This window comes from Priestia sp. P5 (assembly GCF_029522155.1).
Classification (GTDB): domain Bacteria; phylum Bacillota; class Bacilli; order Bacillales; family Bacillaceae_H; genus Priestia; species Priestia megaterium_E.
In genome coordinates this window covers 157,938-174,413 of record NZ_JAKWFJ010000002.1, presented here as the reverse complement: position 1 = coordinate 174,413, position 16,476 = coordinate 157,938, and the positions used below count along the sequence as shown (strand labels likewise).

The 16,476-nt window shown below is 37.1% G+C and carries 10 protein-coding genes; 2 read left to right on the top strand and 8 right to left on the bottom strand.

Features of this window, described 5'->3' with window-relative positions; translation table 11 throughout:
• Nucleotides 1-4: 4 nt before the first annotated feature.
• The 5 genes from MMB69_RS17765 to MMB69_RS17745 are packed head-to-tail and all read right to left on the bottom strand — an operon-like array spanning nt 5 to nt 8,520.
• On the bottom strand, nt 5-1,846 hold the full coding sequence (locus MMB69_RS17765; protein WP_221785476.1) for a 2-aminoethylphosphonate aminotransferase: 1,842 nt from the start codon (nt 1,844-1,846) through the stop codon (nt 5-7).
• Complete coding sequence (gene aepY / locus MMB69_RS17760; protein ID WP_221785477.1) at nt 1,839-2,969, bottom strand: phosphonopyruvate decarboxylase; 1,131 nt, start codon at nt 2,967-2,969, stop codon at nt 1,839-1,841. Before aepY ends, MMB69_RS17765 begins: the two co-directional genes overlap by 8 nt.
• Nucleotides 2,962-4,479 (bottom strand): phosphoenolpyruvate mutase, encoded by a 1,518-nt coding sequence (gene aepX, locus MMB69_RS17755; RefSeq protein WP_221785478.1) that lies wholly within the window; start codon nt 4,477-4,479, stop codon nt 2,962-2,964. The genes aepY and aepX overlap by 8 nt, the downstream gene beginning before the upstream one ends.
• Nucleotides 4,480-4,492: 13 nt before the next feature.
• On the bottom strand, nt 4,493-5,902 hold the full coding sequence (locus MMB69_RS17750) for a Mur ligase family protein (RefSeq protein WP_221785479.1): 1,410 nt from the start codon (nt 5,900-5,902) through the stop codon (nt 4,493-4,495).
• On the bottom strand, nt 5,899-8,520 hold the full coding sequence (locus tag MMB69_RS17745) for a putative amidoligase domain-containing protein (RefSeq protein ID WP_277448112.1): 2,622 nt from the start codon (nt 8,518-8,520) through the stop codon (nt 5,899-5,901). The genes MMB69_RS17750 and MMB69_RS17745 overlap by 4 nt, the downstream gene beginning before the upstream one ends.
• Nucleotides 8,521-8,765: 245 nt before the next feature.
• Here MMB69_RS17745 and MMB69_RS17740 point away from each other — a divergent pair, with 245 nt between their 5' ends.
• A complete protein-coding gene (locus MMB69_RS17740) occupies nt 8,766-9,440 on the top strand; it encodes a hypothetical protein (RefSeq protein WP_221812960.1) in 675 nt (224 codons plus the stop codon).
• A 3-nt stretch (nt 9,441-9,443) separates the two neighbouring features.
• Here the strand turns inward: MMB69_RS17740 and speE are convergent, their stop codons facing one another.
• Nucleotides 9,444-10,331: a polyamine aminopropyltransferase gene (gene speE / locus MMB69_RS17735; RefSeq protein WP_221812962.1), complete on the bottom strand. Its 888-nt coding sequence runs from the start codon at nt 10,329-10,331 to the stop codon at nt 9,444-9,446.
• A 369-nt stretch (nt 10,332-10,700) separates the two neighbouring features.
• Between speE and MMB69_RS17730 the strand changes: the two genes are divergently transcribed.
• On the top strand, nt 10,701-11,882 hold the full coding sequence (locus MMB69_RS17730) for an MFS transporter (protein WP_221785482.1): 1,182 nt from the start codon (nt 10,701-10,703) through the stop codon (nt 11,880-11,882).
• Nucleotides 11,883-11,931: 49 nt separating this feature from the next.
• On the opposite strand, the gene nasC is transcribed toward MMB69_RS17730, so the two are convergent.
• On the bottom strand, nt 11,932-14,082 hold the full coding sequence (gene nasC, locus MMB69_RS17725; RefSeq protein WP_221785483.1) for an assimilatory nitrate reductase catalytic subunit NasC: 2,151 nt from the start codon (nt 14,080-14,082) through the stop codon (nt 11,932-11,934).
• A 19-nt stretch (nt 14,083-14,101) separates the two neighbouring features.
• Nucleotides 14,102-16,447 carry a nitrite reductase large subunit NirB gene (gene nirB / locus MMB69_RS17720; protein WP_221785484.1) on the bottom strand — a complete coding sequence of 782 codons (2,346 nt, stop codon included), beginning with the start codon at nt 16,445-16,447 and terminating at the stop codon, nt 14,102-14,104.
• Nucleotides 16,448-16,476: the final 29 nt, after the last annotated feature.

Sequence of the window (16,476 nt, the reverse complement as noted above, 5' to 3'; positions counted from 1 at the left end):
TTTCTCACTCTCCTTTTAAAGCTTTAAGATATTGTTCAAGAAGGTGAAGAAATCTTTCTATATCTCTATATGTGATATCACCAATATTTGCTATTCGAAACGTTTCTAATTTATCAATTTTACCAGGATAAATGGTGAATCCCTGTTTATAAAAAAAATCATGCATAATATCAAAATTATACTTTCTATTGGAAGGCTCGATGATAGAGGTAATAATTTTAGAATGATGTGTTTCAGGAACCAAATAGGTTAACCCAAGCCGAGTAATTCCATCCGTTAAAGTAGTCCATGATTTTGAGTAGCGTTCATATCGTTTCTCAATTCCTTCCCACTGAGTTTCTATAATTGCCTGCTTTAAGGCGTACATAGTCTGAACAGGAGGAGTAAAACGCATTTGTTTATTCATTTGGAAATATCGATACTGATCATATAAATGAAGATAAAGGTTACGAGGCTTTATTTGCTCCGTTTTTTCTAACCGGTCTTTATTTGCTATAACAAACGACACGCCTGCCATTCCTTGAAGGTTCTTATTTGCACTTGCGGCCAGATAGCTTATATTCATTTTTTGCATGTCAATTGGAACAGCTGCATACGAACTCATTGCATCCACAATCATTTCGATATTTTTCACTGCACAAAATTCCCCAATTTGTTCAATATCATTAAGAAGCCCCGTGGAAGTTTCACAGTGAACAAGCGCCAGATAAGAAACGTTCGTTGAAATCTTTTTTATAAAAATTTCTAAGTCGTTCATATCAATAGCCTGCTCGGCGGAGCTTTTATATTCTAAATAATTCAGTCCATAAATTTCAGCGATTTTACACATTCTTTCACCGTATGGACCATTATTGATAATAACAACCGTACTGTTATCAATTACTGAACTTAAAATCGATTCCACTGCAGCCGTTCCAGATCCGCCGAATAATACCGTAGTATACTTCTCTGGATTCCCAACAAATTTTGTTAGTTCAGCAGAGATAAATTCCATTGTCTCTCCAAATTGTTTTTCTCTCGGGCAAATGTCTTCCACTATTTGAGCATATTTGACGGTATCTGTTGTAGTTGCCGGTCCGGGGTTTAGGAGTATATTTCTCTTAACTGTATGTGGAATACCTTCTCGAGCTTTAATAATCGGATAAACAATAGTAGTTGCTCTTGCCCAGTGATCTTCATCATCCACTTCACACCATGCCAAATTATCCAGTTTATGAACATACACATTTGCTTTTTCGGAAATTTTAACGAGGCCATATTCATAATCGATCGTTTGATTAAACTGAAACAACGTATTTGCTTCATCACAAAGTCTCTGAAATGTAGCATAAGAGAGTTTGGTTAAACCAACTAGTTCTGCATAGATACTATTCAACTCTTCTTTTTGTTTTGACATATTCTTAAGGTTATTATCTTTATCAGCTTCAATATAAACTTCGTCGCCAGCACCGTTCAATTTACTCGCTAGTATGACATCTGATCTCGAATGATTTACTAATGTTTCCAACGCATTCTTTTCATAAATTACATCCGATTCCAATAGTAAAAAATCTTCTTTAATATAATTTTTAAATTGATACAGCGTAAACAGACTTCCCGTTGTTTCGTATCTAGAATTATAAACACATTTTATTTGAGGATATCTAACCATTAGCTTTTCATATTCTTCTTTCATATAACCTGTTCCAATAAAAATCGTCTTAACTCCTGCTTCTATTAACTTTGAAATGGAATGTTCAATAATCGATTTTTCATCAATCATCAAAAAACCCTTGGGACGGTTTCCAGCTCTTTTACGAATCCTGCTCCCCATCCCCGCAGCTAGAATAACAGCTGTTTTAATCATCTAAAAACACCTGCATTCTTTCTCTGACTTCATAAGGCTTCATTTCAGGACGCCCCAGGTTCTTTTTAGATCCTTTCGCTATTTTAAGATATAAAAATGTTAATTTTTTATCATTTTTCCACTGTTTGATATACGTCTCTAACTCATTTAAGTTATGAACATGAATGGAATTTTGATACCCACAGGAAGAAGCAATATCTACAAAATTAATGTGATGAGAGACCGTATGTTGTCCCCCAGTAGAATCATGGGTGTGGTTGTCTAAAAGAATGTGTAATAAATTTTCCGGACAATAGTATCCGTTGGTTGCTAGATTTCCCATGCGCATAAGCAACGCTCCGTCTCCATCAATTGTAATGATGTTCTTTTCCTTTCTGCTCAAAGCTAAGCCTAAACCAATGGAACTAACGCACCCCATAGATCCAACCATATAAAAATTATTTCTTGCGTCTTCTATTTCGTAAAGCTCTCTTCCTGTTTTTCCTGTAGCGGCCAATTGAATAGTATCGTTGTCTTTTAATGAATTAACTACTTGTAATGCCTCATACCTTGAAGGTAACTCGTCGGTTGTTATCTGTTCACTTTTCATTTTAAGAGTAACGTTTTTCATTGATTTTTCTAAGAGCTTAACTGGCTCAAACGTTCCTTTTTTTACAATAAAGAAGTAGCTTTCATTATTTTCAACAGCTTGATTAGCCCGCTGTAATTGTTTTTTAACTTCCGCAAAATCAAAAGATAAATATTCCCATTTTATTTTCATCGTATTTAGTAGGGCAGGAGTAATTTCTCCCATTAATTCATGCTGCGGTTCATCTGGACATCCAGGTTCTCCGCGAAAACTGACAAATCCAAGGACAGGAATTTTAAACGGATGAATAAGAGAGGTTAAAGGGGAAACAGCATTTGCTAATCCGGAGTTCTGCATTAAAACAACCGCTTTGTTGCCAGCAATTGATGCTCCAGCAGCAATCGCTACCGCTTCTCCTTCGTTTGCTGCTGCAACATATTCACATTCGTTGATAGCGTAGTTAATGAGATGTTTAAGATAGGAACAAGGAACCCCGCTATAAAATTGAAAACCTAGTTTTTTTAATTGAGTTCCAAATACGGACGTACTAATCATTTTTCCCACCATCTTTTTGAATCTTCGTATACGTTTCGGTATCTATCCATGACCCCATCGTATATTTAACAGCAACTGGGTGAATTAGATTAATATAATTAAAGAAATCAGAAAACGTGAGCTGAGCAAAATCTTTTCTTTGTGCCAATTCTTCCAAAGCTTTTTTTACAACCTCAGTGCCTTTTCCAGAAACTTTCCAAAGACCAATGAATTCACCATGAATGTTGTTAGAGTTTGGATTGCACGACATTTGAATCAAGTCTACTGTTTTAGAATACAGCTGCTTGGAATAGGGAAGTTTAGCAGTTACATAAGATGTTTGATTCCCTTTTAACTCATAATCAGCTCCTGCTACGATAGTGATATCGCCACTTTCATGAATTAACTCCTCAAAAACATGTGTTTTATATACGATGTTACTATCGCTTATTAAAGTAGCCGTTCCTAGCTTATCTCTTGCAGCATAGAGATGATATAATTCTCCTTTATTAGGAAATGCCTTATCTTCCATAGCTTTATCGGAACCTGCTTTTATACTATTTGTCACGCCGACTTTTTTTAACTGATTTATCTGCTCAGTTATCAAAGCTTCATTTGCTGATTCTTTTACCAGGATCATAGCGTTCGTGCTATGATTGGCAGAGCTTAAATAAAGTTTCTCTGCCATATCGAGCTCTTCAGCTTTTTGAAGACGGAAAACTTCCTCAAGCGGAGAGACATTTTTTTCTACATTAATCAAACTTTTATCGCAATAAATCTGAGCGGACGTTTTCTGCATAGCTGTAATGGAAGATCTTAAGTTATGGTTGGCCCAAATGCTCAAGCTAATTCCTAAATCACTAAATTTATCAGTTGGAACCGAATAATATTTGGTTGGAACAATAATAACCGGAAGCCTGTTTCCCCACTCTTTCATAAAAGCTTCAATCTCTGTCATATCTGACCTTTTACTATGAATCAAAACGGCGTCGGTTCCTGCTTGGCGATAAGCTTCTGCACGCTTTAAAGCTTCCTTCAGCCCCCACCCTGCAATAAAAGCTTCTACACGCGATACCACTACAAAATCTTCGTCATTTTGGCTATCTTTCATTGCCTTAATTTTGCCGCAAAATTCATTAATATCTGCAAGCGGCTGTGCTTCACCTTTAATAAATGAGTTTGTTTTTGGAAACAATTTATCTTCAATACATACGCCTGGAATGTCTCGCTGCTCCAATTTCTTAACTAATCTTCTTGCATTATTAAAATTCCCATACCCTGTATCACCATCAAGAAGAATTGGAACGGACGTTGCGTCACTCATAAACTCTAAGATGTCTAATACCTGTGTCCATGAAGCCTCGTTATTATCTCTTACACCCAGTGCTGCGGATAAAGACAGGCCGCTAGCCCATATCCCTTTGAATCCTGCTTCTTCTACAATCTTTGCAGATAGCGCACTGTGAGCCTCCATAATAAACTCTAGCTGTTTACTTTCTATCAACTCTCTTAGCTGTTTAGTCTTCTTCATGTCTATCCTCCTTTTACTCTTCGTTGTCTGGAATAAGTTTATTTCTTAATTCTTTAAAAGTAGGTTTTGTCATAACACGGTGCGTTACTTTTAATAAAATTATTGTATTTTCATTTAAATATGGCGCTAGCACATTGTATACTTCATCACCAGTCTTACAAAAATAGACTTTATTAGGATCCATTCCACATTTTAAAGCTCCTGTCCTAATAGCTTTCGCTTCTTCTCCTACTACCACTAAAACATCAATCTTTGATTCCGCTGCTTTTTTTCCCATATCTTCATATTGTTTAATTGCATAAGGTCCTTCTCCTAGCTGAGGCATGTAACCTAATAAAGCGATAGACTGTTTCTCTTTTGACATATCACTGAGAACTCCAAGAGCTGTAGCCATCGATAAAGGTGAAGAGTTCCATGTATCATTAATTACCGTACACTCATTCATTCCTCTTTTAAATTCCAAATGTTCTTCTACTTGTTCAAATAAGCTAAGTCTTTGTATGGCAACGGAAATATCAACGCCCACATAAAATACTGCAGCAATGGCAGCCAGTGCATTATACACATTATGTTCACCATATCCAGGGATAAAGGCATTGTACTCTTTGTTTTTGTGTTTTAAGGTAAAGGCCATTCCTCCGTTAGCATATTTAATATCTTTTGCTTGAAATTGGGAACCATCATTTTTACCTATATATACAACACCTTTAAAAGGACTCACATCAAGTACTTTCTTAATATTTTCGTCATCTGCGTTTAAAATCAAAATGCCGCTATTTGGATCTAAGCCTTCTACAATTTCAGCTTTTGCTTTCATGTATTCTTCAGGCGTTTCACAATCAGCGAGATGGTGTACGCCTATATTTAATAAAATTCGTATTTGTGGCTGAAAGTAGCGGCACGCAACTTTTAAATAACCTGGATAAGCGACCGGCATCTCAAAAACTGCTACTTCTGTCGTATCATCAATACCTGTTAAATAACGTAGATTTACAGACATAGAATTCATACTCATCCACGTAGCTTTCACTTTATAGTCTTCAATTAATATTTGTCGGATCATCTCTTTCGTGGTCGTTTTTCCACAAGTTCCTGTAACTCCAATAACAGGAAGATCAAAAAGCCCTCGGTAGTATTGGATAAATTTCCAATAAGCCTCTTCTAATTGAGCTGTTTTAACAAGAATAATATCTCCCTCTAAGTTCGTGCACAGCTCAGGGTGATCTGTTATAACGACAATTGAATGATTTCCTTTCCAATACTTCCCTCTAATCGGTTCTCTATCTAAATGAAAGATGAGTGTATGATCCTCTATATCCTTTTTAGCGTAGTTTATAGCATGTTTAATAACAGGATTTCCTGATCCATAACAAAGGTCTCCCCCCGTTTGTTTAAGGATTTCATTTAATGTGAAGTGCTTCATGTTAAATCCTCCTTTTCTTCTTCGTAACCAGCCAGTGAAGACGCATAATTAAGCAGACGAATCCCCGCCAAAGTACGCAGCTTATAGGCTCTAATTTGTGAGAACAGACTATCTGGTTTTGCATTTATTTCAAGCAACTTTATGGAACCGTACTGATCTATACATAAATCTACCGCCAGCTCCCCAAAAGACCCTACTTTCTCTTCTACTGTTGCCACAATATTTTTAGATATTTTAGCTAATTGGTTTATAACTAGCCTTCTGTCTGTTGGATCAGGGTATAAACTATTAAATATTTTACTGAGGCGCATATTCGTTTCTGAATCTTCCGTTAGCACATCTTCACCGGTGAGACGCGCAACCATACCCGTTCGAAGCCAAATTTGCTTTTCATTTTTTTGCATATAAACCCGTATTTCTAAATTTTTATCTTTATGCTGTTTTCTGCGAATTCCTTCTTGAACAAGATAAGGATTGTTTTTCATCAAAGGAGCGAGCAAAGTAAATAATTCTTCCATATTACTGAATTGATGCAGCTCTTTTTTATTAAGATCAAACCAAAAGATGCCTGTTGGTCGGCGAACGATGCGCATGACTCCTTTACTTAAGGCCCCGCCAAGCGGTTTTAAATAAACTTCTCCGTAGCTATCGAGCATTTCTGCAATGTCAGCAGGATTTTGTACGAGACGTGACTCTGGAAGAAATTCTTCATATTCTTTCATAAGAAGTTCATATGTTGCCCACTTATCTCCCGTAAGCTGAAACAAGTTTGAAGAATTAACAAAAGGAATTTTATAAATCGCCTGAAGTTTTGCCCTTATTTCATCTATTAAAATATTTTTTCTGCCATCTATGAAATAACGGTCATAAATAACAGCAGGAAAAGGAAAGAGCCCTTCACCGTTAATGGTTGTTCCTTTAACCAATTTTTTCTCCCAATCAATATCTTCAGGTTCAAACACATATACAAGCATTCGCTTTTCATTTGCTAAGCGACATAGGTGGTGGAAATAGGTTGTTTGTCTTTCAAAAGGACGGTTAGCAAGAATGCCAATGATAGGACCTAAAGTTATGATGCCTTCTGAAGCTGATAGCTTGGGGCACCAATCTTTTGGGAGAGATAGTTTATCACGGAGAGATTTAGAGAGTTGAACCATATTTGGATGGCGAAATGAAAAAGGATAAGAATGCACAGTTGCAGTTGATATTGCCTTTCCTGCACTAACAATCGTAGACTGCCCCTCTTTGAGGCCGTATTTTAAACGGAGCTTTTTGGGGATTTGGATAATATGACCACGGTCATAGATTTCTTTAGAAATCTTTACATTCCAATTTCTGCGAATATCATTTAATTCATCACAAGGAATTTCTTTTTCTATCATTTCAAATAGAAAAGATAGTTCATTTTGATAGTGTGGATAGCTGGACGTTTTCATAAGGTTGGCCTTGATATTTTTCCACATTCGTTTAAGAAAGATTTTATTCCCTTGATAGTAGGCACGCTGCATAAGTGGATGAAATAAAAATTCGCTTTTTAATTCATGATGATGGGTAGCAACTAGCTGAGCAAGAGCTAAAGTGGAGAGAGTAATTCTAGGGTCGATAATCCAAGAGCTTAAAGTTAAATACTCAAATCCATACGGTTTCTCACGATAGCGTCCAAGACCTCCATGGTTCGTTTTCCGTCTGAGTTTAGCGGTCTTAGATTCTTCTATCAGCGCTACTGGAATAGCAAGGTAGTGGTCAAGAGCTCTTAATAAGGATAAAGAAAGCGGAATACCAAAATGAATATGTCCTCCACATTGATACCCTGAAAACGGCATGCTGCCTGCCCGAAAATGAATATTTTCATATGGTACCTGTGCAGATGCTTTTTCTATTAACTTTTGGATATTCTCAAATAGTTCTGTTGATGAATTTGCTTTTTCAGGCCTAACTTCTACTAATGCATACTCACCGCTATCTTGCTCTATTTGTCTTTCATCACAGCCTACCGGACCTTCAACAGAAAAAAAAGTAGAAGCTGGTAGAAGCTCTCCGTCACAGCTTAACATAAACTCAACGTCAGCACCCATGCTAAAAGGAACACTAGGCTTTAATGGATTTTCTATCCATTCACTTTCTGATGAGTTAATATCTGTGACGATACACTCTCCATTTTCTAATACCCCCATTTTGACAAAGCCGCTTTTAGCTCCCGTTACGTAGAGCGCTCGAATGGCTACGTTCATCAGCATTTCCGGTACATCCATAGTGTTTACCTGTTCTAATTTCCAGCCGAAGGCTTGCGTTCGAATGGGTATTTCATTAAATACAACATGTTCACTGGTCACTACTTGTACTGTTTTTACGCTCAGTCCTTCTACTTCTAGACAATATTCTTTGTCTATTGCATATATTTTCGTAAAATAGTCATATCCTTCATACATTGCTTGATCCTTTGTATTTACGATAACAATATCTCTTCCGCTATGGTGACCATACTTCCTCCCTATCACTGGATATGAACAGGTTTTGGGGTCAACTAATTCAACAGACGGTATATTATTCAGATTAAGAGTTTGCAACGTCATTTCTTTATCAGATAATATCCCTAACTCTTCTCTCATTGGATCCATTTTAAAGCCTCCTAATTAGAACTTTCTATCGTATTTTGCTACTTTAATGCCTTATAACAACAATCAGCTACTCATATAGTATGTAACTATCCAAAATAATCCTGTACATTTATCTATTTATCTCCACCATCTCTAAAAACTTTTTATGTATGTATTTAACACGTGTAATAATTCACCGATTTTATTTTTACTGCATTTATTATAGAAAGGATAGATTTCAAACGATATAAAAGGAGAAATAATCAATGACATTAAAATTCATTCATGGAAACTACTTAAAATATAACAAAGGAACTGGTTTTATAAGCTGTCATGTAGACGCACTTCATGCAGAACCACCCGCTGCTGATTTATTTACGGATAAAATCGTAGAGAATGTAGTAAAGAACACAGGATGTGCTGGAATTATTAGCACGGTTTCCAGAACCGTAGCAGATTTAAATAGAAATCTAAATAAAACGAACTATGAGGGGATACAAGAATATAGAAGCACAATCCAAGAAATTATCAAATCTTTAAAGATAATAGATAGTAATAATTGCCTTCTAACACCCTATCTGCATTTATCTTTTCATGGAATGAAGGATACACATTACGGGCCTTATGCAATTGAAGTAGGAACCTTATATGGACAATCTTGCTCAAAGGAAGTTAAGGATTGGTTTCAACAAGCGCTGACTAAAAAATCCGAAAATTCGTTTCCAAAAATCCATGTAGTATTTGATAATAAATTTATTGGAAACGAATCAATTGCTTTTCACAGACAAGGTGACAATAGGAACTATACAGGTTACAGCCATAATTTTAATACGTTTCAAATTGAATTATCCCGAACTCTGCGCAGCAAACATAGACCTGCTATAACAAATATATTTTCCGAGATTATTCACGACTTTCAACAAACATTCGTCGCTACTTAGTTTTTAGGAATCTTTTCCGTCTACTATTTCTTTTATATATTTAGGTAAAACAAATGATGCGCGGAAAATTTCAGGGTCAACATATTGAGTATGTGTATGCTGCAGCTTCGTCAAATCGGCCTGAAGAGGATCCATTTTTTTAGAAGCAATCGTAAAACTCCAAATGCCGCAAGGGAAAAGAGGTATCGTCACTAAATATGTGCGGACAATTGGAAACAGCTCCTTTAAATTTTTAACTGTGCTTTGTAACGTGGAAGTATTGTAATAAGGAGATCCTGATTGAAAAACAACCACGCCATCATCTTTAAGGCTGTTGTAGACATATTGATAAAAATCAGGTTGAAATAATTTTTTTCCAGGTCCAACAGGGTCAGGTCGGTCAATGATAAGAACATCATAAACTCCCTTTTGTTCTTGAATCCACTCTATTCCATCGCGATGTATCATATTGAGCCTCGTTTCACCGTCATAACAAGAAGCCGGAGTTAGCCATGTGCGGCAGATTTCTGTAACTTTTGGATCGATTTCGACTACATCGATTTGTTGAATCCCGTCATACTTCATTGCCTCTCGTGCAGGACCACAATCTCCTCCGCCAATCATCGCAACTTTTTTAGGATTTGAATGCGTTATAATCGGAACATGGCTAATCATTTCATTATAAATAAATCCTTCGCCTGTTGAAATTTGTGGAGTACCGTCTAGCACCAACATCTTCCCATACCATTTTGTATCCACAATACTGATTTGTTGATAGGAAGATTGCTCATAGTGAAGCAGACTTTTTACTTTATACCCCATTTTCACTCTAGCCTGTCCAACATAACTCCATATCCAGAGAACTCCATAATCATCCTTTTTATAACCTGAAAGAGGATGCTTTTCTGTCACTTTTTTCACCTTCTATTTCAAAAATTTGTGTTCTATATAAAATATGAATTTTTTTTGATTTGGCTATAATTCGATAGCACAAATTTATAGGTGCTGACTCTATTAATCTCTTCTAATTTCAATTTTTCTTCCATTCTTTCGATAATATTTCTACTTACTGTTCTTTTAAAGCTTTTTAACCGTCTCTTCATCAGTACTTAGATAGAGTGTAAGTCTAAGTTATTTCTCCACTTTTATCTGCGTCCGTTCTTCAGCAAAAGTACGGAAGAAAACCTAACATAAAATGATACATAACAAAGAAAGCGTAGTATCATAATTACCATATTGCAACAGCTTTACGCTGTATATAAAAAAGGAGGTTTTTAAGCAATGTTTTCTAAACGGCCCTTATCTGTACTTCTTATCTCGACTTTATCTATGATTATTGCTTTTTCAGTATGGTCTGTCTTCGCGCCTATCGCCGCAGATATTCAAGTGATGTATTCATTAACCAATGCTGAAAAAAGTATCTTAATTGCCACTCCCGTCTTATTAGGTTCACTCATGCGGATTCCGATGGGAATTTTAACAGATCGCTTCGGCGGAAGAAAAGTGTATTCGTTAACAATGCTTGCTCTTTTACTCCCTACCATTTGTGCAGGCTTTACTCATTCTTACTCCATGCTGCTCTTTTGGGCATTTTTTATCGGCATGGCTGGAACAACATTTGCTATTTCCATTACATATGTCTCTAAATGGTATTCACCTCAAAAGCAAGGTTTTATTTTAGGAATTGCCGGGATGGGCAACTTAGGATCAGCGGTAGCAAGCTTTAGTATTCCACTTATCTTTTCTTCTTTTGGCTTGCCTTGGGTATTTTGGAGTTTAGCAATTGCGGTAGCTTTAATGGCTCTTTTATTATGGGTAGGAACTTCAGACCACCCTTCTGCTGCTTCTCCTAAAACGCTGCAGGAATCTTTATCGGTATTAAAATTTAGAGAAACGTGGTTTTTGTCCGTTTTCTATTTTTTAACATTCGGTGGATTTGTCACATTCAGCATCTATCTCCCTACCATTTTGCACGATCAATTTAATGCATCAACCGTAGACAGCGGGCTGAAAACAGCTATTTTTGTTGTATTAGCAACGTTTGTACGGCCTCTTGGAGGATATTTATCGGATGTATTCGGAGCAAAAAAAGTACTTACCTTCGTCTTTACCGGAATGCTACTAATAGGGTTATTTATTGCATTTACCATCACTGCCTTCTCCCTATTTAGCGTAGGTTGCTTACTTGCAGCCATTACTCTTGGTATCGGAAATGGAGCTGTTTTTAAAATGGTTCCATCTGTTTCAACAGGAAATATTGGAGCTGTTACCGGGATCGTAGGTGCATTCGGAGGAGTAGGCGGCTTCTTTCCCCCTATTGTGCTAGGCTTTATAAAAGATACAAGCGGAGATTACGTTGTGGGTTTTTCCTTACTAGCGCTTTTTGCCCTATTCTGTCTCTTACTGAATTATTCTGGATTCAAAAAACAAGATGTACGTATTAACCAAAAGCACCTTGCCTGATTCCATGTAAAAAGCCTCTTTTTTCAAGAGGCTTTTTGCATCAGCATTTTTAATAGGTGCTTCTTTTTACAGAAGGGCTAATCTTCACAGCGCTTACTTTAAACCCCGGCATCTTACAGGCGGGATCTAATTTCTCAGAGACAAGGTTATTAACATTTTGAGAATCCGCCCAGTGAAAAGGAACAAATACGGTATCTGGCCGAATGCCCTCTGAAAATTTGCTTCTTACCACAATCCTTCCATATGAAGATTCAATTTGTACTAATTCTTGATTCGAAATTTCATATTTTTTCGCTGTTGAAGGGTGGATTTCCATAAAAGATTCGAAATTTCTAGCAGATAAAGACGCACTTTTTCGCGTTTGTACACCCGTTAAATAGTGCGACATCACTCTTCCCGTTGTTAAATAGAGAGGATATTTTTCGGTTATTTTTGCTTTAGGAACAATAGCTTGATTCGAGACAGGGACCATCATCGCTTTTCCATCACTATGAGCAAAACGCGTTTCAAACAGGCGCTCGGTTCCTTTATCTGTTAAGCTTCTACATGGCCATAAAATCCCTTTTTCCTCTCGTAATCGTTCGTACGTAATACCGGAGTAATCAGCGATCCCTCCTTTACTTGCCATTCGCAGTTCATTGAATATTTCTTCAGCTGATGAAAACGAAAAATATTCCTCTTTCCCTAAAACTTTAGCAATTTCACATAGTATTTCCCAGTCGTGTTTGATTTCGCCGCGGCATGGAAAGCTAGCTTCGCGTAATGTAACTCTTCCCTCTACATTTGTCATGGTTCCTTCATCTTCCAAATAGGAAGATGCTGGTAAGATCAAGTTTGCTAATTTTGCTGTTTCTGATTCAAACATATCTGCTACCACTAGAAATTCAAGCTTTTCAAAAGCCTTCTTAACAAAATTAGCGTTTGGATTTGAAACTGTTGGATTTGAACACATCAAAAACAGCCCTTTAATCTCACCATCATGAATTTTTTCAATCATCTCATATGCAGAAACACCTTTTCTAGGAAGATCTTTCTCCTCTATGTTCCACACATCTGCTATATGCATCCGGTGCTCATGATTTTCGATTGAACGGTAGCCTGGAAGCTGATCCGCTTTTTGACCATGCTCTCGGGCTCCTTGCCCATTTCCTTGACCGGTAATGGCCCCATATCCGCAGCGAGGTTTACCGATTTTCCCAACAGAAAGTAGAATATTCAAAAAATTTCGCACCGCAGCACTTCCGTCTGTTTGCTGCTCTACCCCTCTAGCAGTAAAAATCATTCCTGTTTTGCTTTGACCAAACATACGGGCAGCTTGGCACATCTCTTCAAGTGGCACTCCCGTTATTTCTTCAATGATATTAAATTCTAGAGACGCCACATATTGAATTACTTCTTCAAATCCATTGACACGTTCTTGTAGAAATCGTTCATCTAGATAATTTTCTTCGATAAGGACCTTCAAGATTCCATTGGCTAATGCCGCGTCGCTCCCCGGCTTAAGTTTCAAGTGTAAATCAGCTAGTTTAGTTGTAGCTGTTTCTCTTGGATCAATTGCAATAATAAAAGCTCCGTTTTCTTTTGCTTTCTCAAAATAAGGCATAATCGTTGGCTGACATTCCGCAATATTTGTTCCAGCTAACATAATACATTCAGTAAACGGAATCTCTTGCAAGCTATTCGTAAATCCTCGGTCCATGCCAAATGTTTTACTAGCAGCAGAAGCAGCAGCCGACATACATAAGCGTCCATTGTAATCGATATACTTTGTTTTTAACGCAACTCGAGCAAATTTCCCTAATAAATAAGCTTCTTCATTTGTAATAGAGGCACTTCCATAAACACCTAGCGCATCTGCTCCATTCTTCTCTTGAATCTCTGTAACGTTTTCTTTAATATAGTGAAGAGCTTCTTTCCAAGAAATCTTTACAAACTCTCCGTTTACTTTTAATAAAGGATATTGAATCCGATCTTTATGCAAAGGATGCTGATGCGCATTCATTCCTTTGATACATAACCTTCCTTGAGAAGTAGGGTTGTCTGTTCCAATTGTTTTATACGTTTTCCTTTTTACATGTGTTTGTTCAACTAACTGCATTTTGCACTGCATGCTGCAGTAAGGACACTGAGTATCATAGATACGCTCGGTTTCAACTTGCTTTTGCTGCTCACGAAAATATTTCAATAGCATCTCAGTCAACTTAGATCACCCTTCTTTCCTATAATAAATATGTGATTGCACGAGAGCGTTCTGAGCTGAGCTGCTTCATTAAATACTCTCGATTGTCTACCTCAAACAAAACTTCTCTGACATGAACAATTCCCACTCGTTCGATCCAGGTCCCGACAGTTTCTAAATAGTTCCCCGTTTCACGGTAATATTGAATCAAAGAACAGCTGATTTCTACTGCTTCTTCGTTTGTTTCGGCCACATAAAACAGCTCGCCGCTTCTAGCTTCTGCGCTGCTTCCGCCAGCATATATTTCCCATCCTCTGTCTATTCTTCTTAATCCTATATCACTTGTTGTTACGCTCTCTGCAATGTGCGAACACGAAGCAATGCTGATTTTGATATCACATGGAGTCTTTACATATTCAAGCTGTTTATCTAATTCATTTGATAAAGCAAGAGCAGGTTCATACTGACAAATACACGTTCCTTTTCCTATATAAACAGATACATTTTTAACTGTACGTTCATATAGCTGCTGAAGTCCTCTATCTATTTCCTCCCTTACCAACGGAAGATATTCTTTTTTCACTCCAATGAATTGAATGCGCTGATCATTTGTTAAACGAATAGTAGAGATGTTGTACTTTTCAGCTACATTTGCTAGGTTTCTTAATTCCTGTACATTTGTCAGACCACCGTGAATTTGCGGTACCACTGAGTAAGTCCCGTCATGAAGCAGAACGGCCTGTTCATTCTCGGTAATAAATAAAGAATGTGGATCGTTTTCATGATGAGGATTCATCATTTCTAAATAGTAATGAAGACCGCCTTCACATAACGAGCAGCCTTTTATGTCTTCAAATTTTAACACTTCTCTCACTTGCTGAACCGTTTCAAATTGATATCGCTGCATCTCTCTTACCAGCTCATCTTCTGATAAGTGTGTACACGCACAAAAAGTCTTTTCTTCAATAACTTCATCAAACTCATCGCTTTGAATATATGTTAAAAGATCTGTTACAAGAGGTTTGCATCCTCCACATGAACCTGAAGCTTTTGTACAATTTTTTATTTCATCTACTGTCGTTAAATCATTTTTCTGGACAGCTTCAATAATAGCTCCTTTTGTTACACCGTTACAGTTGCATACGATATCTGGAAGTGACATGGAAGCTACTGCATTTTCTTTTTCATGTTGAGAAGGAAATAACTGTACTTTTTCTGCTTGCGATAAATCCTTTTTTTCACTAATCATTTTTGATAGCTTTACAGCATCACTGGTATCTCCAAAAAGAACAGCTCCCACTATTTTCCCTTCGCGAAAAACTACTTTTTTGTATATGCCATCTAGCATATTCGAAACCGTAATAGCTTTTGCACCTTGATTTTCCTTAAACTCTCCGACTGAGTACACGTCTATTCCTGATATTTTCAGCTGAGTGGAAAGAACAGAACCTTGATAACCTTCGCTTTTTATTTGGCAAAGGGTGCGGGCTAAAACTTTTCCTTGTTCGTAAAGAGGCGCAACAAGACCGTATGTCATCCCTCGATGTTCAGCGCATTCACCTACTGCATAGATATCTGGAATGCTCGTTTCCAAATAATCGTTTACGATAATTGCTCTATTTGTTTCTATTCCGCTTTTTTTAGCTAAATTAACATTGGGCCTTACCCCTGTAGCCATTACAACTAAATCAGCTGCAATTTTACTGTTATCATCAAACCGGATGCCTCCTACTCGGCTTTCCCCTATAACCTCATCCGTACGTTTGTTTAATAGAAAACTCATGCCTTGCTGTTCCAATTCTTCTCTTAACATATTAGATGCTGCTTTGTCTAACTGTCGTTCCATTAAGAAACCCGAATGGTGAATAACTTGAACATCCATTCCTAAATTCAATAGCCCTCTAGCAGCTTCCAGTCCTAACAGGCCGCCTCCAATAACCGCTGCTTTTTTATACTGTTTGGAAATTTCAATCATTTTTTGACAGTCTTCAATGGTACGAAAACCGAGAACACCTTCTTTTTCAAGCCCTTTAACGGGGAGCATATACGGGCTCGAACCAGTAGCAATAATAAGCTTGTCGTACCTCGTCTCTCTGTTTTTATCTGTTTTTATTATTTTTCTCTTGGTGTCTATGTGCGTAACGCTTTCTCCTTTAAATAAAGTGATATTATTTTCCTTGTACCATGCCAAAGAATGAATATTGATATCTTCAAGCTTTGTACTGCCTTGTAAAACGGTTGATAATAAAATTCGATTATAGTTAACGTGAGGCTCACTTCCAAAAACAGTAATATCAAAACAATCTGGAGAATGAATAAGAATTTCTTCGATACAGCGCATTCCCGCCATTCCATTTCCAATTAATATCAGCTTTTGTTTCGTCATATAAAAACCTCCAACACATAGATTCAGAC

Excerpts from the sequence above, each read along its gene's own strand:
- MMB69_RS17765 (WP_221785476.1), bottom strand. The coding sequence starts at position 1,846 with ATGATTAAAACAGCTGTTATTCTAGCTGCGGGGATGGGGAGCAGGATT.
- aepY (WP_221785477.1), bottom strand. The coding sequence starts at position 2,969 with ATGATTAGTACGTCCGTATTTGGAACTCAATTAAAAAAACTAGGTTTT.
- aepX (WP_221785478.1), bottom strand. The coding sequence starts at position 4,479 with ATGAAGAAGACTAAACAGCTAAGAGAGTTGATAGAAAGTAAACAGCTA.
- MMB69_RS17750 (WP_221785479.1), bottom strand. The coding sequence starts at position 5,902 with ATGAAGCACTTCACATTAAATGAAATCCTTAAACAAACGGGGGGAGAC.
- MMB69_RS17745 (WP_277448112.1), bottom strand. The coding sequence starts at position 8,520 with ATGGATCCAATGAGAGAAGAGTTAGGGATATTATCTGATAAAGAAATG.
- MMB69_RS17740 (WP_221812960.1), top strand. The coding sequence starts at position 8,766 with ATGACATTAAAATTCATTCATGGAAACTACTTAAAATATAACAAAGGA.
- MMB69_RS17730 (WP_221785482.1), top strand. The coding sequence starts at position 10,701 with ATGTTTTCTAAACGGCCCTTATCTGTACTTCTTATCTCGACTTTATCT.
- nirB (WP_221785484.1), bottom strand. The coding sequence starts at position 16,447 with ATGACGAAACAAAAGCTGATATTAATTGGAAATGGAATGGCGGGAATG.